The organism is Rhodanobacter sp. sgz306013, from assembly GCF_057031145.1.
Window position 1 is genome coordinate 890,544 of the sequence record NZ_JBXCIJ010000001.1, and the last position, 19,315, is coordinate 909,858.

Below are 19,315 nucleotides of genomic sequence, written 5' to 3' on the forward strand. Positions count from 1 at the left end.
GGTTCGCAAGGGCGCCTCTGTGGCGCCCTTGTCGTTTGGACGGCGCTCCCGGGGAATCCGCCGTAACTGGTGCCACGCCGGCGCTCAATGGTTCATGCAACGTGCGCCGAGGGCGCCGATCAACACTGGCAGGAAGGTTAGGTAATGCTGCAGGCAATGCGTAACAAGATGCACGGATGGCCCGCCGCGGTCCTTCTCGGCCTGGCCACCTTCGCGATGTCGTTCTTCGGCATCGAGGGCTATATCGCGTCCCGCGCCGACACCTATGTGGCGAAGGTGGGCAAGCACGAGATCAGCCAGCAGGATTTCCAGGGCCGCATGAACCAGCTGCGCCAGCAGCTGAGTGCCGAACAGGGCGACAGCTTCGATCCGGACGCATTCGAGAAGCCGGAAATGAAGCTGAAGGTGCTGGACGGCATGATCGACCAGCAGCTGTTGTTGAAGGCCAACCAGGACTGGGGCATTCGCGTGCCCGATCAGGCCGTGCGGGACTACATCGCGGCCATTCCCGCGTTCCAGGTCAACGGCCAGTTCGATCCCGCCACGTACCGCACCCTGCTGGCCGAGCAGCGCAAGACACCCGAGATGTTCCAGGACGAAGTGCGCGCCTCGTTGTCCACGCAGGCGCTGCCGAACGCGATCGACGCCAGCACCATCGTCACCGACGCCGAGATGGATCGCTACCTCGACCTGCGCATGCAGCGCCGCGACCTCAGCTACTCCGTGCTGCCCAAGCCGCAGCCTGCCGACCCCAGCGTCACCGAGGCGCAGATCTCGGACTATTACAAGGCGCACCTCGCCGACTACATGACCCCTGAGCAGGTGTCGCTGCAATATATCGAGGTGAATGGCGCCGACCTGAAGCCGGATGCGGCGCCCAACGACGCCGACCTGATGAAGCGCTACGAGAGCGAGAAGCAACGCTTCGTGCAGCCCGAACAGCGCGAGGTGTCGCACATCCTGGTCAACGTACCCGCGAACGCCACGCCTGACCAGCAGAAGGCCGCGCTGGCCAAGGCCGACAAGATCGCCGCCGAAGCCACGCCGGACAACTTCGCCAAGCTGGCCACGCAGGACTCGGACGATCTGGGTTCGAAGCGCCAGGGCGGCGACCTGGGCTGGCTGCAGAAGGGCGTGACCAATGCCGCCTTTGATACCGCGATGTTCGCGCTGAAGAAGGGCGAGATCTCCAAGCCGGTGCTGACCCCGGACGGCTACGACATCATCTGGCTGCGCGACATCCGCAGCGGCGAGGCCAAATCGTTCGCGGAGGTGCGCGACCAGTTGCTGGCCGAGGCCACGGCGGGCGACAAGGACCGCAAGTACAACGAAGTGGCCGGCAAGTTGTCGGACAACGCCTACCAGAACCCGTCCTCTCTCGAACCGGCCGCGCAGGCGCTGGGTCTCTCGATCAAGACCACGGCGCTGTTCTCGCGCCAGGGCGGCGAGGGCATCGCGGCCAACCCCAAGGTGATCAAGGCGGCGTTCGCCAACGACGTGCTGGCGCAGGGCAACAACTCGAACCTCATCGAGCTCGGCAACGACGACGCGGTAGTGGTCCGCGTGGCGAAACATGTACCCGCCGCCGCCAAGCCGTTGGCCCAGGTGCATGACGAGATCGGCAAGACCATCCTGGACCAGCGCATCGAGGCAGCCGCGAAGCAGCAGGCCGATTCCCTGCTGGCGCGCCTGCAGAAGGGCGAGACGCTGGCCGCCGTGGCGGCCTCCGCCAACGCCGGCATCAAGAGCGCGAAGGACGTTGTGCGCATCCAGACGGACGTGCCGGCGGCTCTGCGCGACGAGGCCTTCCTGTTGCCGCACCCCGTCGACGGCAAGCCGCAGTACGCCGCGGTGGACATGCACGACGGCAGCTATGCGCTGCTGGCGGTGGACAAGGTGCAGGGCGCGGACTTGTCCAAAGTCACGCCCGAGCAGCGCGACATGCTGCGCCAGCAGATGGTCCAGGCGTATGGCGCCGTAGCTACCCAGGAGTTGATCAAGTCGCTGCGCAACAGCACCGAGATCAAGATTGCCAAGGACCGGATGTAAAAGTCCCCGGTCGATACGGAGCATGCGAACAAGGCGGCCAAGGCCGCCTTGTTCGCATGCGTGTCGCGGTGACCGGTGGCGAGGCACCGGCTAGTTCAGCGCGAGGCAGAGACCTTGAGGACCTGGCCTGGCTTGATCGCCTGTCCGTGCAGGTGGTTCCAGCGTTGCAGGTCGCCCACGTTGACCGAGTATTGACGGGCCAGCTGCCACAGGTTTTCGCCGGACTTCACGCGGTGTGTCTGTACGCGTGCCGCGACCTGCTGCGCGGATTTCGTGCCGCCCTCGCTCGCATCGGCGGCGCCGATGCCGGTCGCGAAGCCGGCGTCGGGCAGGCGGTCGGCGCTGGCGCTGGCCACCTGCTCCAGCAGCGCATCGCGGAACTGCTGCGCGTGGCCGACCGGCATCATCAGGTAGGACGCGACACTGGTGTCGGCGACATCGTTGCGGAAGGCGGCGTTGAGGTCCTTCAGCTGGTGCAGCGGCATGCCGGCGCGGTCGGCGGCGCGCGACAGCGGCATCGAGTGCGGCAACGGTACCGAAACGAGGTGCTGGCTGGGCGTCAGCGTGGGGAGGCTGACGTGGAAGCGATCCGGCTCGCGCACCACGCAGGCCATCGCCAGCAGCTTGGTGAGATGCTCGCGGGTGATGTCATGCACCGGCCAGCGCGGGATCACCGGGCTCTCCGGCGGCAGGCCGTGCTGCTCAAGGAGCTTGCGGGCGCGGAATTCGCCGGCGTTGTAGGCATAGTCGGTAACGCGCCAGTCGTGAAACTGCTCGTAGTAGCGGCGCAGGAGCTTCATCACCGCATCGGCGGCAGCCTGCACATCGAGGCGGCCATCGTAGTGGCGATCCACGCGCAGCCCCATTGCGGCCGCCGTAGCCGGCATGATCTGCCACATGCCGGCAGGGCGCCCGCGCCTGCCGGGAATCGGGCGGAAGCCGCTCTCGATCCAGGGCAGCAGCACGAACTCGCCGGCCACGTCATGCTCGGCCGCAACCTGCTGCACATAGGTGAGCTTGGGTAACGCCTTGCGCGCTTCCTCCTCGAAGAGCTGCGGGTTGCGCGTGTAGCGATGCGCCCAGGTCATCACCGCGGGATCGGTATCGCAATCGGCCATCGCGAAACTGCCGCGCAACCGATCCCAGATGTCGCTTGCCTTGGGCGCCGGCGCCGCCATGATGGCGGGTGGTGACGTTTCGATGGTGGCGGGTGCGGATGGAACAGGACCTGGTCCCGACCCGGAGCGTGGCGGTGGCGTGGTGGCGCAGGCGGCGAGCAGGGCCGAGAGCGCCAGCGGCAACAGCCGTTTCGGATGAGGGCGTCTGCTCATGCGCGGAATGCGTCCTTGGCCGCGCGTATGGCGGCGAAGCGGGCGGTGCGATCCGCGGGATGGCCGGGCTGCCGCAGGCACCAGCCGGCCACGCTCGGCACGTCGGTGCGCAGGAAGGGATTGGTCGCCAGTTCGCTGGCTATGGATACCGGCAGCGTGGGACGCTGACGCGCGCGCAGCGCATCCACCTCTCGCAGGCGCGTCGACAGATCGGCATTGTCCGGCTCGACCTCACGCGCGAAACGGCCGTTGGCAGCGGTGTATTCGTGGCCGCAGCAGAGCAGGGTGTCGGCCGGCAGCGCCGCGAGGCGATCCAGCGAGGCCAGCATCTGCGCAGGCGTGCCCTCGAACAGGCGACCGCAGCCGAGGCTGAACAAGGTATCGCCGGCCAGCAGCACGCCTTCGCCGTAGTAGGCCACGTGGCTCAGCGTGTGACCCGGTACCGCGATCACCTCGAAGCGGGCTCGTGGCTGGGACAGGCTGATGCGCTCGCCATCGCGTACGCGCACGGTGGCTGCCTCGATGCGCGTATCCTCGGGTGCGTACACGGGCACCTCGTGCCGCCGGCGCAGCGTCAGCGCACCGCCGACATGGTCGTGGTGGTGGTGGGTCAGCAGGATAGCCTTCAGCTGCAGCTTGCGGGCGGCGAGGGCCTGCTCCACCGGAGCGTCGTCGCCGGGATCGACGACGAGCGCGTGGCCCGCATCGTCATGCATCAACCAGATGTAATTGTCGGTCAGTGCCGACAGCGGTACGAGGTGCATGGCATGCTCCGCTGCGTTGGTTTACTAACGTGCAGACGCAGCCATCCCGGCATGCGCGAACCGGGCGACTATAAACAGCCTGTCCCGGCGACTCGTTAGCATGTCGTTAATGCCAAGGGTGGCGATTCAGCGATGTGCGGTGTGTCCGCAACGGTTTGCGACACAGTCGGCGTCGCCAAACGCTACACTGCGGGCTGGGTTTAGACGATGACCGGGGCCCGGCACGGTCGGAACCGGATCGAATGCATGCCGCTTCAACGCGATCAGGACATACATGCCAGCGTCCCCTTGCGGCGGTTGCGCAGCGGACAATGGCGCAGCATGGCGCCCTTGCTGCAGCGCGAGACGGGACGGCGCGCGCTGCACATCGGCGTGGCCGACGACGACGCGGTGCCACCCTTGCCCGGCGTGGCATGGACGCGGCTACGGCTGGCGCGTGACGGCTACCGCGGCGACCTCCGGGGCCGTGCTGACAGGCCGCTGCCCTTCATCGATGAAGCCTTCGATCTCGTCTGGCTGCAGCACGCGCTGGAGCCGGCGCCGCAGGCTGCCGCATTGTTGGCCGAGACCTGCCGCGTGCTGGCGGCCGGCGGCCTGCTGGCGGTAACCGCGGTACATCCGCTGGGTGGCTGGGCGCCCTGGTTCTGCTGGCGCGCGCGGGGGCAGCGGCAATCGCTGCAATGGCCATGGCGTCTGCGTCAGCAGTTGCGACAGCAAGGGCTGGAAATCGAGAGCATGCGTCGGCTCGGCGCTGCCTGGCCCGGCGATGCGCGGCCTGCCGGCAACGACAGTCGCTGGGGCGGCGGTTATCTGTTGCTGGCGCGCAAGCAGCGGCGCCAGGCCATTCCCCTGAAATTGCGGCCGTTGCCGGCGCGCGTGCCGGTGAATGCGCACCTGTCGCCGGGTACGCGGCGGCATTCCGTGTCCTGATGGTGTCTTGACTGGGAAACTGCGTGACGACTGAAGAAGTGGAAGCATTCACCGACGGCGCCTGCCTCGGCAATCCGGGGCCTGGCGGCTGGGCAGCCTTGCTGCGGGTCAAGGGCCGCGAACGCCTGCTGGCCGGCGGCGAGGCCGACACCACCAACAACCGCATGGAACTGATGGCGGCGATCGGCGCACTGGAGGCGTTGACGCGCCCCTGCACCGTGCTGCTCACCACCGATTCGCGCTACGTGATGCAGGGCATCGAGCAGTGGCTGCCGAAATGGCGCGCAAACGGCTGGCGGACTGCCGACAGGAAACCGGTGAAGAACCAGGATCTGTGGGAGCGGCTCTCCGCGGCGAGTGACCATCACCGCGTACGCTGGAAGTGGGTGAAGGGCCACAACGGCCACGCGGAAAACGAGCGCGTGGACCGGGCGGCGCGCGAGCAGGCCGAGCAGCACGGGAGCCGGGCATGAGGCAGGTGGTGCTGGACACGGAAACCACCGGTCTGGAGGTGCGCCAGGGCCACCGGCTGGTGGAGATCGCCTGTGTGGAAATGGTGGGGCGGCGCCTCACCGGACGCTACTGGCAAACCTACCTCAACCCCGAGCGGGCGATGGACGAGGGCGCCAGCCAGGTTACCGGCATCCGCGACGGCGACCTGGTCGACAAACCCCTGTTCGCCAGCAAGGTGGATGAGTTTCTGGCCTTCGTCGACGGCGCCGAGCTGATCATCCACAACGCCAGCTTCGACGTGGGGTTCATCGACGCCGAACTGGCGCGGTTGGCAGGAGGGTATGGCCGCATCGGAGAGCGTTGCAGCGTGCTCGACACACTGGCGATGGCGCGCGAGCGCTATCCCGGCCAGCGGAACAGCCTCGACGCGCTTTGCAAGCGACTCGGCGTGGACAACTCGCGCCGCGATCTGCACGGGGGCCTGATCGACGCGCAGTTGCTGGCCGATGTTTACCTCGCGATGACTTCGGGCCAGGTGGCGCTGGACCTGGCCTTCGAACAGCCGCAGGAATCGACGGCGGTGGCGGCAGCCGCGCCGCTGGTGTTGCGTGGACGGCCCCGTGTGCTGCGCGCATCCGCCGGTGAATCCGCGCTGCACGAGCAACGCCTCGACGCGCTGGACAAGAGTGCCGGCGGCATCAGCATCTGGCGCAGGCTGGAGACGGTCGAGGCGCCGGTGGAAGCCGGCTCAGCTTGAACGTACCAGGATTGCGGTGATGTTGTCCTTGCCGCCCCGATCCAGCGCGCCCAGCAGCAGCTGATCCACGCACTCCTGTGCGGCCAGATCGGTGCGCGCCACTGTGCGCGCGATCGAGGCTGCATCGAGATCCTCGGTCAGTCCATCGCTGCAGAGCAGGAAGCCCATGCCCGGGGTGACGCGGCCGTGCGCCATGCCGATGTGCAACTGCGAGGCGGCGGTCACGCCCAGCGCCTGGGTCAGCACGTTGCGTTGCGGATGCTTGGCGGTATGGGCCGGATCCAGTTGCCCCGCCTCGACCAGCGCCTGCACCAGCGAATGGTCGTGGCTGATCTGATGCAGTTCGCGCCCGGCGGTGTAGATGCGGCTGTCGCCTACCCAGGCCGCCTCGTAGCCATCCTCGTTCAGGCGCAATGCCGCGATCGTGCTGCCCATCGGCATCACGTCGGCGTAGTCGTGCAGCTGCGCCAGCAGGTGTTCGTCGGCGCCGCGGATCGCCTCGGCGAGGCTGTGTCCGCGGCTCACCAGCTCGACTACGCTGTCGCGCACCAAGGCCGAGGCCACCTCGCCGTGCAGGTGCCCCCCCATGCCGTCGGCCACCAGGAACAGGCCCAGGGCGGCGTCGGCGTAGTAGGTGTCCTCGTTGCGCGTGCGGCGCAGGCCGACGTGGGTGGCGTGTCCGAATTCGATCATGGGGGAAGCATGGCGGATGTTGGGGGAGGGTGCAAAAGCACAAGGCCGCGTGTGATTTCGGGGTGGGTTCCTCCACACCGCCCTCTCCGCCAGACACAAAAACGCCCCGCGAGGGGGCGTTTTTGTGTCTGGCGGAGAGGGTGGGATTCGAACCCACGGTACGCTTACACGTACGCCTGATTTCGAGTCAGGTACATTCGACCACTCTGCCACCTCTCCAAAGGGGGTCGCGTGGTCTGCGCGAGCCGGCAATTTTACGTGGTGGCGGTGGCCGTGGCAAGCGCGGCGGACTAGCCTGCCGCGGCCACGGCGAGGGTCAGCCGGCCTTCCTCTTCGCCAGCCGCAACCAGGTGTCGACCACGGTGTCGGGGTTCAGTGACACGGATTCGATGCCCTGGTCCATCAGCCACTCGGCCAGGTCGGGATGGTCGCTGGGACCCTGGCCGCAGATGCCCACGTACTTGCCCTTGGCGCGCGCAGTCTTGATCGCCATCGACAGCAGCTTCTTCACGGCGGGATTCCGCTCATCGAACAGGCCGGCCACGATGGAGGAATCGCGATCCAGCCCCAGGGTGAGCTGGGTGAGGTCGTTGGAGCCGATCGAGAAGCCGTCGAAGATATCCAGGAACTCCTCGGCGAGCAGGGCGTTGGAGGGCACCTCGCACATCATGATGACCTTGAGGCCGTGCTCGCCCTGCCTGAGGCCGTTCTTTGCGAGAACCTCGACCACCTTGCGGCCTTCGTCCAGCGTGCGCACGAACGGGATCATCACCCACGCATTGTCCAGCCCCATCGTCTCGCGCACGCGCTTGACCGCCTTGCACTCCAGGCCGAACGCCTCGGCGAAGCCGGGGTCGACGTAGCGACTGGCGCCGCGGAAGCCGATCATCGGGTTTTCCTCGTGCGGCTCGTAGCGCGCACCGCCGAGCAGGTTGGCGTATTCGTTGGACTTGAAGTCGCTCATGCGCACGATCACCGGCTTCGGGTATACCGAGGCGGCAATGGTGGCGATCCCTTCGGCGAGGCGGTCCACGTAGAACTCGACCGGGCCGGCGTAGCCGGCGATGCGCCCGTCGATCTTGGCGCGCGTCTCGGCGTCCTGCTTGCTGTATTCCAGCAGCGCCTTGGGGTGCACGCCGATATGGCTGGCGATGATCATCTCCAGGCGGGCCAGGCCGATGCCGGCGTTCGGCAGCATGCCGAAGTCGAACGCACGCTCGGGGTTGGCCACGTTCATCATGATCTTCAGCGGCGCCTCGGGCATCGCACCGAGGTCGGCGGTGATGCGATCGAACTTCAGCAGGCCCGCGTAGATCGTGCCCGTGTCGCCTTCGGCGCAGGACACGGTGACCTCCGTGCCGTCGGGGATGGTGTCCAGCGCGTTGTGCGTGCCGACCACGGCCGGCACGCCCAGTTCGCGCGCGATGATCGCCGCATGGCAGGTGCGGCCGCCGCGGTTGGTGACGATGGCGCTGGCGCGCTTCATCACCGGCTCCCAGTCGGGGTCGGTCATGTCGGCCACCAGTACGTCGCCGGGCTGCACCTTGCTCATGTCGGCCAGCGAGCGCACCACGCGCGCCTTGCCGGCGCCGATCTTCTGGCCGATGGCGCGGCCCTCTGCAAGCACCTTGCCTTTCTCGCCGAGATGAAAGCGTTCAAGCTGGGTGGCGTGGGCGCGCGATTTCACCGTTTCCGGGCGCGCCTGCACGATGTAGAGCTTGCCGGTGTTGCCGTCCTTCGCCCATTCGATGTCCATCGGACGGCCGTAGTGCTGCTCAATGATCAGCGCCTGCTTCGCCAGGGATTCCACGTCGGCATCGGTGATGCAGAACCTGTTGCGCAGCTCGTCCGGCGTGTTCTCGGTCTTCACCCGTTCGCCGGGCTGGCTCGAGTACACCATGCGCAGCTGCTTGGCGCCGAGATTGCGGCGGAGCACTGCGGGCTTGCCGGCCTTCAGGGTCGGTTTGAACACGTAGAACTCGTCGGGATTCACCGCGCCCTGCACGACCATCTCGCCGAGGCCATAGCTGCCGGTGACGAACACCACGTCGCGGAAGCCCGACTCGGTGTCCAGCGTAAACAGCACGCCGGAGGCTCCCACGTCCGAGCGCACCATCAGCTGCACGCCGGCGGAGAGGAACACGTTCTCGTGCGCGAAGCCCTGGTGCACGCGATAGGCGATGGCACGGTCGTTGTACAACGAGGCGAAGACCTCCTTGACCTTGTGCAGCACGTCCTCGATGCCGACCACGTTGAGGAAGGTTTCCTGCTGGCCGGCGAAGCTGGCGTCGGGCAGGTCTTCGGCAGTGGCGGAGGAGCGCACGGCCACCGCGATGTCGTCGGCACCGGCGTCCTTGCACAATTTGGCATAGGCATCGCGGATGGCCTGGTCGAGCTCGGCCGGCAGCGGGGTCTCGGTGACCCATTCGCGGATTTCCTTGCCGGCCTTGACCAGGGCATCCACGTCGTCGACGTTCAGGCCGTCCAGGCGGGCCTGGATTCGCTTGGCCACACCGCTCTTTTCCAGATACTGCTGGAACGCGTCGGCGGTGGTGGCGAAGCCGCCCGGCACGGAGACGCCAAGCTTGGCGAGGTTGCCGATCATTTCGCCGAGCGACGCGTTCTTGCCGCCGACCTTGCCCAGGTCGGTCATGCGCAGTTGGTCCAGCCAAAGCACCAGGTGGTTCAAGGGAATCTCCTCAGGGGGAAGTGCTGCAGACAGTGGAATGGTCACGAAGCGCAGGCAGGAAGCGGGTCGCAAAGGATTGGTATTGTCCGCTTTCGATGGTGCGAAGCACAAGAAGACCAATGCCGTCCGGCGCCGCGCCAACTGCATACCAGTCAGGCGCCGGTCAAGCGGCGACAGCCCCCGGACCTTGCGATATGGTGCGCAGCAGACAGGCGCCACCATTCCCGGGCTTTCCATGCAGCGCACGATTTTCTTCATCTCCGACTCCACGGGCATCACCGCGGAGACGATCGGCAACAGCATCCTCGCCCAGTTCGAGGGACTGCGTTTCGACAAACACCGCCTGCCGTTCATCGACGATGCGCACAAGGCCGAGGCGGCAGCGCTGCGCATCAAGACTCATTACGCGAAGAGCGGCGAACGGCCGATCGTGGTCAACACCATGGCCGACCGCGCCCTGTGCGACATCGTGGCCGCAAGCGGTGCGCTGATGCTGGATGTGTTTGCGCCGTTCATCGGCCCGCTGGAGGAGGAGCTCGGTGCAAAGCGTTCCGGCGCGGTGAACCGCTCGCACGGCCTCGTGGATTTCGACAAGTACGAGGCGCGCATCAACGCCACCAACTACGCGCTGTCGCACGACGACGGCATCGACGTGGACTATGCGCAGGCCGACCTGATCCTGGTTGGCGTGTCCCGTTCTGGCAAGACGCCGACCTGCCTGTACATGGCCTTGCATTACGGCGTCAGCGCCGCCAACTACCCGCTGACCGACGAGGATCTGGAAAAGCTGGAACTGCCGGCGCGCCTGCGACCGTATCGCGACCGTCTGTTCGGGCTCACCATCGAGCCGGAGCGGCTGGCGCAGATCCGCGAGCAGCGTCGCGCAGGCAGCCGTTACGCCACGATCAAGCAGTGCCGCTGGGAACTGGAGCAGGCCGACCGGCTGATGCGCCAGGCCGGCATTCCGTTCCTCAACACCACGCACGTGTCGATCGAGGAGATCGCGAGCAAGATCTTCGCGAGCTTCGGCATCGAGCGCACCATGTTCTGACACCGCACCGGAGTAACCAGCGCCTGCCATGAATGCCGTACTCGACGACCGCCACAGCCTGCTGCCGGGACGCTTCGAGTTCCTGATGGGCCTCTATGCTGAGAATTACCATCGGCTGACGCGGCTATTCGCGCCACAGCAGCTGGTGCCGGGCCAGTACGTGTCGGACGTGGACGACGGTCTCAACGTGCACCTGGCGGTGCAGGAACGCCACCCCTATACGCTGGAGCTGGAACTCACCTACGACTTCGTCGACGCGCACACCGGCCACCGCGCGCCCTCCGCCCAGTTGCGCATGTATACCGACGCCCATGTGGCCGAGGCGCTGCATTGCCATCCCGGGCGGCATCTGTGGCAGGTGCTGGGGCCCTTCGCGCCGGCGCACACGGTCTTCCAGCATCGCCTGCAGATGAACGGCTTTCTCGCACGCTGGCTTGAATACCTGGCGGAGCAGGGGCATTCGGTCGGCACGCTGGAGCCGCACTCCGGACGGCCCGAAGGCGGCGGCCCTGTCTGAGAGCGTCGCCAGGAAATGGCCCCCTTCGACACCTTCCGGCAGCCAGCGGGCGAGCGCTTGGGGTGCGCCGGCGCGACCGTGGATGGCTGCTCGCCGCGAGACAGGCGCACCGATCCGCCACAACAAGAAAGCCGCCCGGAGGCGGCTTTCTTGCGGATCGTGGCGGAGCGGACGGGACTCGAACCCGCGACCTCCGGCGTGACAGGCCAGCATTCTAACCGACTGAACTACCGCTCCACATGTGTTTCCAGCAAACGTGCTACGCGGACCAACCTTGGCGTCCCCACGGGGATTCGAACCCCGGTCGCCACCGTGAAAGGGTGATGTCCTAGGCCTCTAGACGATGGGGACGTGTGTCAGGTTGGTGGAGCCAGGCGGGATCGAACCGCCGACCTCCTGCATGCCATGCAGGCGCTCTCCCAGCTGAGCTATGGCCCCGCCGCTGGAAGCCGCAAAGAATAGGTGGGGGTCGGATTTCCGTCAAGCTTTTTTTCAAGAAATTTTCACTCGTTCGCTGGCGTCGGATCGGTGCGCGTGGCCGGCGAGGACCATGACCGGTGCGGGGCATCGTTTAAGCTTCCTTCCCGGACGCAACGAGAGGAAGACATGCACGAGATCGGCTTCATCCGCGACCTCGCGATCGTGATGCTCGTGGCCGGCGCCGCCACGATCCTGTTCCAGCGCCTGCGCCAGCCGGTGTTGCTGGGTTACATCCTGGCCGGCGTGCTGATCGGCCCGCATACGCCGGGCACTCTGGTCGCCGATCCGCGCGCGATCGACGACATCTCCAACCTCGGCGTGGTCCTGCTGATGTTCACGCTGGGCCTGGAGTTCAGCGTGCGCAAGTTGCGCGAGGTCGGCATCGGCGTGCTTGCGGTGGCGGTGCTGGAAGTGGGCGTGATGCTGTGGATCGGCGTTGGCCTAGGCAACCTGTTCGGCTGGAAGGGCGTCGACGCGTTGTTCCTCGGCGCGATCATCGCGCTGTCCTCGACCATGGTCGCCACGCGCACGCTGAAGGAAGGAGGCGCGCAGGCGCAGCCGTTCGCGAAACTGGTGGTGGGCCTGCTGGTGGCGGAGGACGTGCTCACCATCGTGATGCTGACCCTGCTCACCGCGGTGGCGATTGGTGGCACCGTGCATGCGGGCACCGCGCTCGCTCTGATCGGCCACCTCGGCTTGTTCGTGGTGGTGGGCATGATCCTGGGCCTGCTGCTGCTGCCGCGACTGGTGGATTACGTGGCCGGCTTCGACCGCGACGAGACGTTGCTGGTGAGCGTGCTCGGCGTCTGCTTCGGCGCCAGCTTGCTGGCGGCGTGGATGGGCTTCAGCGTGGCTCTGGGCGCCTTCCTCGCGGGCGCGGTTGTGGCGGAGGCACGCAGCGTGGGGCGCGTGCTGCACCTGGTCGAGCCGCTGCGCGACATGTTCGCGGCGCTGTTCTTCGTGGCGATCGGCCTGAAGATCGACCCGGCCATGCTGTGGCAGTACGCGCTGCCGGCTGTGCTGATCGCCGCGGTGGTGATCGTGGGCAAGACGCTGGCCTGTGGCCTGGGCATTTTTGCCGTGGGCCACGATGCGCGCACCGCCTTGCGTTCCGGACTGAGCATGGCGCAGATCGGCGAGTTCTCCTTCGTGATCGCCACGCTGGGCCTGTCGCTGGGCGCGATCAGCGATTTCATCTATCCGATCGCGGTAGCGGTGTCGGTGCTGTGCATGGCGGCGTCGCCTTACCTGGGGCGTTCGGCCGACCGCCTTGCCGATGGCTTGTCGCGCATCACGCCGAGGTCGTTGCACGTGCTGGCCGACAGCTACAGCGGCTGGCTGGAAAACCTCCGGCCAGTCGACGAGAACGCGGTGCTGGCGGCGATGCTGCGTCGCCTGCTGTGGCACATCGCGATCAATGTGCTGCTGGTCGTCACGCTGTTCGTGATCGGCGCCTATGTGAATGCGCACAGCTGGGGCTGGTTCACGCGGTTCGGCATCCATCGTGATCTGCGCCACACGCTGATCTGGGCCTGTGCGCTGTTCCTGTCGTTGCCGATGCTGATCGCCGTATACCGCAAGGCCGAGGCGCTGGGCATGCTGCTGGCCGAGCTGGGCATCCGCGAACGCTACACCGGCAGCTATACGCAGGCGATCCGCAACGTGCTGGCGCGGATGATTCCGCTGCTCACCTTGTTCGCGCTGGCGCTTCTGGTCAGCGCGCTGGGTTCGGCGATCCTGCCGCCGCGCGGCGTGGCGTGGTCGCTGCTGGTAGCCGGCGTGGTGTTGGCGGTGGTGCTGTGGCGCACCCTGGTGAAGCTGCATGCGCGGCTGCAGGCAGCCCTGAGGGAAACGCTGGAGAAGCCGGAGCAGTCCGGGCACGGCGACTCCGCCTGAGAACCGGCCCGGAACACGCCGGCCGGCGTTCTGCGGCGGTGTCGGCGGAACCTTTCTGCGGCTTGACTGTCGCAGGCAGACCGGATTGCAAGCCCGGCGCGGGCGCCTCACAATGGGCGACCATGCCTCCGTTGTGGAGGCCCGGCCGGCGGCACCGGCATATCCAAAACACGAGGGAATACCGAATGAAGCATTTTCTGCGCCCCACGCTGACGGCCCTTGCGGTGGCTGCGACGCTGGGCATGTCGGCGGGTGCGTTTGCCGCCCAGACGGCCACCAAGGCCGCCAGCAGTGCCACCGGCACGGTCGACAAGGCCAAGGCCAGCTATGTGGTGGGCTGGGAGATTGCTTCCCAGGTGCCGCCGATCATGCGTGAAGAGCTGGACCCGACCGCCGTGGCGAACGCGGTGAAGGCCGCGCTCTCCGGCCAGAAGCCGACCATGAGCGAGGAAGAGGCCAAGCAGGTGCATGACGCCTTCATGGCCAAGATCAAGGCCAAGTACGAGGCCGAGATGACCAAGCTGGCGGCCAAGAACAAGGCCGAGGGTGACGCCTTCCTCGCCAAGAACAAGACCGCGCCGGGCGTGAAGACCACCGCCTCGGGCCTGCAGTACCAGGTGATCAGCCAGGGTACCGGTGCCCGTCCGGGTCCGAACGACACGGTGAAGATCGACTACACCGGCAGCTTCGTCAACGGCCAGGTGTTCGACGCCTCGTCCAAGCACAATCCGCCGGGCCCGGCCGACATCCCGCTGGCCGGCGTGATCCCTGGCTTCCGCGAGGGCCTGCAGCTGATGCAGGTGGGCGGCCACTACAAGCTGTTCATCCCATCGAACCTGGCCTACGGCGCCGAGCCGCAGCCGCCGATGCCGCCGAACGCCACGCTGATCTTCGACGTGACGCTGGTCAGCACCAAGCCGACGCCGGCGGCTCCCGCCGCCAAGTAAGCGCTGCTTCGGCTTCAGACACAGGAGGGCGCGAAGCGATTCGCGCCCTCCTGCTTTATGAGACTGCGGCAATGCTTGCGCGGTTAGAATGCATGCTCGCGTCCACGGGAATCGGCAGCACGATGAAAGTCACGATCTTCGGCACCGGCTATGTCGGCCTGGTCACCGGCGCCTGCCTCGCCGAGATGGGCAACCACGTGGTGTGCGTGGACATCGACGCAGGCAAGGTCGGTCGCCTGCAGCACGGCGAGATCCCGATCTATGAGCCGGGCCTGGAACCCATCGTCCGGCGCAACCATGCCGATGGCCAGCTCGATTTCACCACCGATGCCGCGGCCGGCGTCGCGCATGCCGAGGTCATCTTCATCGCGGTAGGCACGCCGCCCGACGAGGACGGCAGTGCCGACCTGAAGTACGTGTTGGGCGTGGCGCGCACCATCGGCCAGCATCTGGGCCGCTACGCGGTGGTGGTGAACAAGTCCACCGTGCCGGTCGGTACCGCCGACCGCGTGCGCGCGGCGGTCGCGGCCGAACTGGCGGCGCGCGGTGCCGCAATCGAGTTCGATGTGGTCTCCAATCCCGAGTTCCTCAAGGAGGGCGACGCGGTGGAGGACTGCCTGCGCCCCGACCGCATCGTGATCGGCAGTTCCAGCGAGCGCGCGGTGACCGTGCTGCGCAAGCTGTATGCACCGTTCAACCGCAACCATGAGCGCACGGTGGTGATGGACGAGCGTTCGGCGGAGCTGACCAAGTACGCCGCCAACGCGATGCTGGCAACCAAGATCAGCTTCATGAACGAGATCGCCAACATCGCCGAGCGCGTGGGCGCCGACGTGGAACTGGTGCGCCAGGGCATCGGTGCCGATCCGCGTATCGGCTACCACTTCATCTACCCCGGTGCGGGTTACGGCGGCTCATGCTTTCCCAAGGACGTGCAGGCGCTTGAACGCACGGCGCGTGGCGCGGGTTACGAGGCACGCCTGCTCGGCGCGGTCGAAGCGGTGAACCGCGCCCAGAAGGCCAAGCTGTTCGAGCTGATCGCACGCCACTTCGACGGTGACCTGAAAGGCAAGACCATTGCGCTGTGGGGGCTGGCCTTCAAGCCGAACACCGACGACATGCGCGAAGCCTCCAGCCGCCGTCTGATGGAAGCGCTGTGGGATGCAGGCGCCCGCGTGCAGGCCTTCGACCCGGAGGCGCGCGAGGAGACCCGGCGCATCTACGGCGAGCGCGACGACCTCGTGCTGTGCGAGCACGCCCGCGACGCCTTGCAGGGGGCCGACGCGCTGGCCATCGTCACCGAGTGGAAGGCCTTCCGCAGCCCCGACTTCGCGCGCATCCGCGCCTTGCTCAAGACGCCGGTGATCTTCGACGGCCGCAACCTCTACGATCCCGCGGCGGTGGAGGAGGCCGGCCTGGCCTACTACGGCATCGGCCGCGGCCGCAGCTTGCGCGTGGCACGCTGATGGACGCGATCGAGCAGCGCCTGGCCGATCTCGAAGTGCGGCTGACCTTCATCGACGATACCGTGCAGGCGCTGGCCGCGGCCGATGCCGAGCAGGCGATGCGCATCGTCGAGCTGGAGCGCCTGCTGCACCTGCTGCGGCAGGAATTGCAGAGCGTACGGCTGGGTTCGGCATCCGATCCGCAAAACGAGACGCCACCGCATTATTGACGGGATTCCGGGTTTGCCGTCACGAAGGCAAGAGCCGGAATCCCGCGACTTGGCTACCTGAGTGCACAGGTACCTGATGACCATACGTGCGTCTGTAGAAAGCCCGGTTGTGGCTGGAGTGTGGCCGGGAGCTGAAAGCAAACATCAAGTCCCACCGGAACCACGAGCATGAGCGAGTCCCTGCGCGACCAGCTGCTGAAGAGCGGTCTCGTCAAGCAAATCCGCGAGGAGAAGCGCGGCAACGAAGGCAAGGGCAGGCCGTCTGGCAAGCCGCGCGGCCATGGCGGCAAACCGCCCGCGGCAAGCCGCAGCCAGGAAGACATCGATCTCGCCAAGGCCTACGCTATCCGCGCGCAGACCGAAGCAGGGGAGCGCAAGCGTGCCCAGCAGGAAGCCGAGGAGCAGGCGCGCCTGCGCCGCGAGCGCAAGCAGAAGATCCAGCAACTGCTGGATGGCAAGGCCCTGAACAAGGCCGAGACCGAGCTGGTGCGCAATTTCGAGTACGGCGGCAAGATCCGCCGCATCCACGTCGACGCGGCCCAGCTGGCTGCGCTCAACGCGGGCGAGCTGGGCGTGGTGCAACAGGCGGGGCGTTACCTGCTAGTCACGAGCCAAGTCGCCGAACAAGTGCGCGCCATCGACGCGCACCTGCTCGCCTTGCTGGTCGATCCGGGGGCGGCAGGCGACGATGGCGACGATGGCGTGCCTGACGACCTGGTCTGGTGAATCCTCGGCGCTCACGAAAATGCCCGGCCAGGAGCCGGGCATTTTCCAGCCGGTGCAGGCCCGGCCTCAGGTGATGTCGTTGCCCGTCAGCAAGGCCGGGTTATCCCACCCCTCCTTGGGCGTGAACCGCGCGCCGTGTCGCTGCGCCAGTTGCTCCAGCCTCGCCTTGATCTTGGCCACGCCCTCGCTGCGCAGGTACTGGATCGGACCACCGCGGAACGGCGCGAAGCCGGTGCCGAAGATCACGCCGGCATCGAGCAGGTCGGCATCGTCCACCACGCCGTCGGCGAGGCAGGCCACAGCTTCGTTCACCATGGCCAGGATCATGCGATCGGTGAGGTCCGGCGCGGGCTGGTAGTCGGGATCGACCTCAGGCTTGATGGGCTTGCCTTCTTGCCACACGTACAGGCCCTGGCCGTCCTTCTTGCCACGCTTGCCGGCGTCGAGCTTGTCCTCAAGTCCCGGCGGCAGTTCCAGGCCGAGGAAGGGCGCCAGTTCCTTGCCCACGGAGGCGCACACGTCCAGGCCCACGGTGTCGGCCAGTTCGATCGGCCCCATCGGCATGCCGAACTGCTTTGCCGCCTTGTCCAGCACGGGGCCGGGCACGCCCTCGTTGTAGAGGCGCAGCGCCTCGAGCAAATAGGGCATCAGGATGCGGTTGACCAGGAAGCCTGGCGTGCCTTTCACCGCCACCGGCAGCTTGCCGATGGCCTTGCAGAACGTCAGCGCGCGCTTTTCGATCGCCGGGTCGAGCTTGTCGTGGCGCACCACCTCGACCAGTGGCATCTGCGCTACTGGGTTGAAGAAATGCAGGCCGAGGAAGCGCTGCGGCGACTTGAGGTGCTTCCGCAGCTCGTCCAGCGGAATGCTGGAAGTGTTGCTGGCGAGGATCTCGTCGGTCTGGAACTGTGGCTCGATGGTGGCGTAGAGCGCCTCCTTGGCCTCGGCGTTCTCGTAGATCGCTTCGATGGCAAGGTCGGCGTCCCTCACGCCGGCGCCTTCCACATCGGCACGCAGGCGCCGGCTGGCGGCCTCGATCTTTTCCGGCGTCCTGAGCTTTTTCTCGTAAAACTTGCGGGCCCGATCCAGCGCAGGCTGGACGAATTTCATCTCGCGGTCCTGCAGGCTGACCTCGAAGCCCTTGAACGCGGCCCAGGCGGCGATGTCGCCGCCCATCACGCCGGCGCCGACCACGTGCACGTGCCGGATGCCGTGCTCGGTGCCGGCGCCCTGGTTCTTCAGCCGCTCCTGCAGGAAGAACAGGCGGATCAGGTTGTGCGCGGTGGGGGTGGCCGCCAGCCTGGCCACCGACCGCGCTTCCAGCTTCAGCCGTTGCCAGATGTCGCCGCCGCCGCGCTGCCACACGTCGATCAGCGCGAAGGGGGCCGGGTAGTGTTCCCTGCGGACCCTGGCGGCGGTCTGCTTCGCCATCATCGGCGCAAGGAATTGGCGCGCGGGCCAGCAGTTGGTGAGCCAGGCCTTGGCGCGCCGAGCGAATGGCCGTGCCTGCGGGCGGCGCAGCAGGACGCGCGCCTCGGCCAGCAGTTCGTCGGGCGGCGCCACGCGGTCGACCACGCCCAACGCCAGAGCACGCTTCGCCGACAGCGACTTGCCGGTGAGCATCAGCGGCAGCGCCTCGGTGGCGCCGATCAGCCGCGGCAGGCGCGCGCTGCCGCCCCAGCCGGGATGGATGCCCAGCATCACCTCGGGCAGGGCGATCCGGGTCTTGTCGTCGTCTGCGGCGATGCGCTGCCGGCAGGCCAGGATCAGCTCGGTGCCGCCGCCCATGCAGGCGCCGTGCACCGCGGCCACGGTGGGGCAGGGCAGCCGGGCCAGCGCCTCGTACACCCGCTGGCCGTGCTCGATGTTCTCCAGCACGCTGCCCTGTTCCGCGTACTCCACGAACTCCTTGATGTCCGCGCCTACCGCGAAACCGGCGGGCTTGGCGGAGTGCACGATCACGCCGGTCGGCTGCTCGATCGCCAGCCGTTCGACGATCTGGCCCAGTTCCTCGAGCACGGCGCGGTTGATCGCATTGACGCTGCTGCCGGCCCGGTCGAGACTGAGCGTGACGATGCCCCGCTCGTCCAGGCTCGTCTTCCAGTGGTTGAAGCGCAATCCTTCGAACATGGGCCAAGGGAGGGTGGTGGACGAAGCCCGAACCATACCGTCCCGTCCGGACGAATGCGAGATGCCGCCGGGCCGGCCCGTACGGACTTGCGTCGGGTTTCGGAATCTTCCGATCGGTCGAATGTGAAGCCGTTCGCCCCCCGCGATGGCGGACTGGCCCCAGAATGGACGGAAACCGTGGAAAATGCGCCATGCGAACCGGCCGACGATGCATCCCCTCGCCAGCC

16 protein-coding genes and 4 tRNA genes are annotated in these 19,315 nt (G+C 67.0%); 11 read left to right on the top strand and 9 right to left on the bottom strand.

What is annotated here, in order from left to right:
* Positions 1 to 144: 144 nt before the first annotated feature.
* Positions 145 to 2,049: a SurA N-terminal domain-containing protein gene (locus AC2EWF_RS04035; protein WP_483638053.1), complete on the top strand. Its 1,905-nt coding sequence runs from the start codon at positions 145 to 147 to the stop codon at positions 2,047 to 2,049.
* Positions 2,050 to 2,144: 95 nt separating this feature from the next.
* On the opposite strand, the gene AC2EWF_RS04040 is transcribed toward AC2EWF_RS04035, so the two are convergent.
* The gene (locus tag AC2EWF_RS04040) at positions 2,145 to 3,380 is read right to left on the bottom strand and encodes a LysM peptidoglycan-binding domain-containing protein (RefSeq protein ID WP_483638054.1); all 1,236 of its coding nucleotides are present in this window, start codon (positions 3,378 to 3,380) and stop codon (positions 2,145 to 2,147) included.
* Entirely contained in the window at positions 3,377 to 4,144 is a 768-nt protein-coding gene (gloB, locus tag AC2EWF_RS04045; protein WP_483638055.1) for a hydroxyacylglutathione hydrolase, read from the bottom strand. Before gloB ends, AC2EWF_RS04040 begins: the two co-directional genes overlap by 4 nt.
* Before the next feature lie 321 nt (positions 4,145 to 4,465).
* Between gloB and AC2EWF_RS04050 the strand changes: the two genes are divergently transcribed.
* Genes AC2EWF_RS04050 through dnaQ form a run of 3 tightly spaced genes read left to right on the top strand, consistent with a single transcriptional unit; the run spans position 4,466 to position 6,284 of the window.
* A complete protein-coding gene (locus AC2EWF_RS04050) occupies positions 4,466 to 5,074 on the top strand; it encodes a methyltransferase domain-containing protein (RefSeq protein ID WP_483638056.1) in 609 nt (202 codons plus the stop codon).
* A 23-nt stretch (positions 5,075 to 5,097) separates the two neighbouring features.
* Positions 5,098 to 5,547, top strand: a complete 450-nt coding sequence (gene rnhA / locus AC2EWF_RS04055) for a ribonuclease HI (RefSeq protein WP_483638057.1) — start codon at positions 5,098 to 5,100, stop codon at positions 5,545 to 5,547.
* Complete coding sequence (gene dnaQ, locus AC2EWF_RS04060) at positions 5,544 to 6,284, top strand: DNA polymerase III subunit epsilon (protein WP_483638058.1); 741 nt, start codon at positions 5,544 to 5,546, stop codon at positions 6,282 to 6,284. Before rnhA ends, dnaQ begins: the two co-directional genes overlap by 4 nt.
* Here the strand turns inward: dnaQ and AC2EWF_RS04065 are convergent.
* From AC2EWF_RS04065 to ppsA, 3 genes are all read right to left on the bottom strand, one after another.
* Complete coding sequence (locus AC2EWF_RS04065) at positions 6,276 to 6,977, bottom strand: PP2C family protein-serine/threonine phosphatase (RefSeq protein ID WP_483638059.1); 702 nt, start codon at positions 6,975 to 6,977, stop codon at positions 6,276 to 6,278. The genes dnaQ and AC2EWF_RS04065 overlap by 9 nt on opposite strands.
* Positions 6,978 to 7,106: 129 nt before the next feature.
* A tRNA-Ser gene (locus AC2EWF_RS04070) sits at positions 7,107 to 7,196 on the bottom strand.
* Between the two features lie 97 nt (positions 7,197 to 7,293).
* Entirely contained in the window at positions 7,294 to 9,666 is a 2,373-nt protein-coding gene (ppsA, locus tag AC2EWF_RS04075; protein ID WP_483638060.1) for a phosphoenolpyruvate synthase, read from the bottom strand.
* Between the two features lie 235 nt (positions 9,667 to 9,901).
* On the opposite strand from ppsA, the gene ppsR reads away from it, so the two are divergent.
* Entirely contained in the window at positions 9,902 to 10,717 is an 816-nt protein-coding gene (gene ppsR, locus AC2EWF_RS04080) for a posphoenolpyruvate synthetase regulatory kinase/phosphorylase PpsR (protein ID WP_483638061.1), read from the top strand.
* A 28-nt stretch (positions 10,718 to 10,745) separates the two neighbouring features.
* The gene (locus AC2EWF_RS04085) at positions 10,746 to 11,234 is read left to right on the top strand and encodes a DUF1249 domain-containing protein (RefSeq protein ID WP_483638062.1); all 489 of its coding nucleotides are present in this window, start codon (positions 10,746 to 10,748) and stop codon (positions 11,232 to 11,234) included.
* Positions 11,235 to 11,394: 160 nt separating this feature from the next.
* On the opposite strand, the gene AC2EWF_RS04090 is transcribed toward AC2EWF_RS04085, so the two are convergent.
* From AC2EWF_RS04090 to AC2EWF_RS04100, 3 genes are all read right to left on the bottom strand, one after another.
* Positions 11,395 to 11,471 (bottom strand) — tRNA-Asp (locus tag AC2EWF_RS04090).
* Positions 11,472 to 11,509: 38 nt separating this feature from the next.
* Positions 11,510 to 11,585 (bottom strand) — tRNA-Glu (locus AC2EWF_RS04095).
* A gap of 11 nt (positions 11,586 to 11,596) precedes the next feature.
* Positions 11,597 to 11,672: transfer RNA gene (locus AC2EWF_RS04100), tRNA-Ala, on the bottom strand.
* A gap of 168 nt (positions 11,673 to 11,840) precedes the next feature.
* Here AC2EWF_RS04100 and AC2EWF_RS04105 point away from each other — a divergent pair.
* The 5 genes from AC2EWF_RS04105 to AC2EWF_RS04125 all read left to right on the top strand — a co-directional run bounded on the left by AC2EWF_RS04105 (position 11,841) and on the right by AC2EWF_RS04125 (position 16,958).
* The gene (locus AC2EWF_RS04105; protein ID WP_483638063.1) at positions 11,841 to 13,610 is read left to right on the top strand and encodes a cation:proton antiporter; all 1,770 of its coding nucleotides are present in this window, start codon (positions 11,841 to 11,843) and stop codon (positions 13,608 to 13,610) included.
* Positions 13,611 to 13,795: 185 nt separating this feature from the next.
* Complete coding sequence (locus tag AC2EWF_RS04110; RefSeq protein WP_483638064.1) at positions 13,796 to 14,557, top strand: FKBP-type peptidyl-prolyl cis-trans isomerase N-terminal domain-containing protein; 762 nt, start codon at positions 13,796 to 13,798, stop codon at positions 14,555 to 14,557.
* A 122-nt stretch (positions 14,558 to 14,679) separates the two neighbouring features.
* The gene (locus AC2EWF_RS04115) at positions 14,680 to 16,023 is read left to right on the top strand and encodes a UDP-glucose dehydrogenase family protein (RefSeq protein WP_483638065.1); all 1,344 of its coding nucleotides are present in this window, start codon (positions 14,680 to 14,682) and stop codon (positions 16,021 to 16,023) included.
* Complete coding sequence (locus AC2EWF_RS04120; protein WP_483638066.1) at positions 16,023 to 16,232, top strand: SlyX family protein; 210 nt, start codon at positions 16,023 to 16,025, stop codon at positions 16,230 to 16,232. The genes AC2EWF_RS04115 and AC2EWF_RS04120 overlap by 1 nt, the downstream gene beginning before the upstream one ends.
* A gap of 168 nt (positions 16,233 to 16,400) precedes the next feature.
* Positions 16,401 to 16,958, top strand: coding sequence for a DUF2058 family protein (locus AC2EWF_RS04125; RefSeq protein ID WP_483638067.1), 558 nt, complete (start codon positions 16,401 to 16,403; stop codon positions 16,956 to 16,958).
* A gap of 66 nt (positions 16,959 to 17,024) precedes the next feature.
* Here AC2EWF_RS04125 and AC2EWF_RS04130 read toward each other — a convergent pair whose 3' ends face one another.
* On the bottom strand, positions 17,025 to 19,088 hold the full coding sequence (locus AC2EWF_RS04130; RefSeq protein WP_483638068.1) for a 3-hydroxyacyl-CoA dehydrogenase NAD-binding domain-containing protein: 2,064 nt from the start codon (positions 19,086 to 19,088) through the stop codon (positions 17,025 to 17,027).
* Positions 19,089 to 19,315: the final 227 nt, after the last annotated feature.

Excerpts from the sequence above, each read along its gene's own strand:
- AC2EWF_RS04110 (WP_483638064.1), top strand. The coding sequence starts at position 13,796 with ATGAAGCATTTTCTGCGCCCCACGCTGACGGCCCTTGCGGTGGCTGCG.
- AC2EWF_RS04115 (WP_483638065.1), top strand. The coding sequence starts at position 14,680 with ATGAAAGTCACGATCTTCGGCACCGGCTATGTCGGCCTGGTCACCGGC.
- AC2EWF_RS04040 (WP_483638054.1), bottom strand. The coding sequence starts at position 3,380 with ATGAGCAGACGCCCTCATCCGAAACGGCTGTTGCCGCTGGCGCTCTCG.
- AC2EWF_RS04120 (WP_483638066.1), top strand. The coding sequence starts at position 16,023 with ATGGACGCGATCGAGCAGCGCCTGGCCGATCTCGAAGTGCGGCTGACC.
- AC2EWF_RS04050 (WP_483638056.1), top strand. The coding sequence starts at position 4,466 with ATGGCGCCCTTGCTGCAGCGCGAGACGGGACGGCGCGCGCTGCACATC.
- AC2EWF_RS04130 (WP_483638068.1), bottom strand. The coding sequence starts at position 19,088 with ATGTTCGAAGGATTGCGCTTCAACCACTGGAAGACGAGCCTGGACGAG.
- dnaQ (WP_483638058.1), top strand. The coding sequence starts at position 5,544 with ATGAGGCAGGTGGTGCTGGACACGGAAACCACCGGTCTGGAGGTGCGC.
- AC2EWF_RS04105 (WP_483638063.1), top strand. The coding sequence starts at position 11,841 with ATGCACGAGATCGGCTTCATCCGCGACCTCGCGATCGTGATGCTCGTG.
- ppsR (WP_483638061.1), top strand. The coding sequence starts at position 9,902 with ATGCAGCGCACGATTTTCTTCATCTCCGACTCCACGGGCATCACCGCG.
- AC2EWF_RS04125 (WP_483638067.1), top strand. The coding sequence starts at position 16,401 with ATGAGCGAGTCCCTGCGCGACCAGCTGCTGAAGAGCGGTCTCGTCAAG.
- gloB (WP_483638055.1), bottom strand. The coding sequence starts at position 4,144 with ATGCACCTCGTACCGCTGTCGGCACTGACCGACAATTACATCTGGTTG.
- AC2EWF_RS04035 (WP_483638053.1), top strand. The coding sequence starts at position 145 with ATGCTGCAGGCAATGCGTAACAAGATGCACGGATGGCCCGCCGCGGTC.
- AC2EWF_RS04065 (WP_483638059.1), bottom strand. The coding sequence starts at position 6,977 with ATGATCGAATTCGGACACGCCACCCACGTCGGCCTGCGCCGCACGCGC.
- AC2EWF_RS04085 (WP_483638062.1), top strand. The coding sequence starts at position 10,746 with ATGAATGCCGTACTCGACGACCGCCACAGCCTGCTGCCGGGACGCTTC.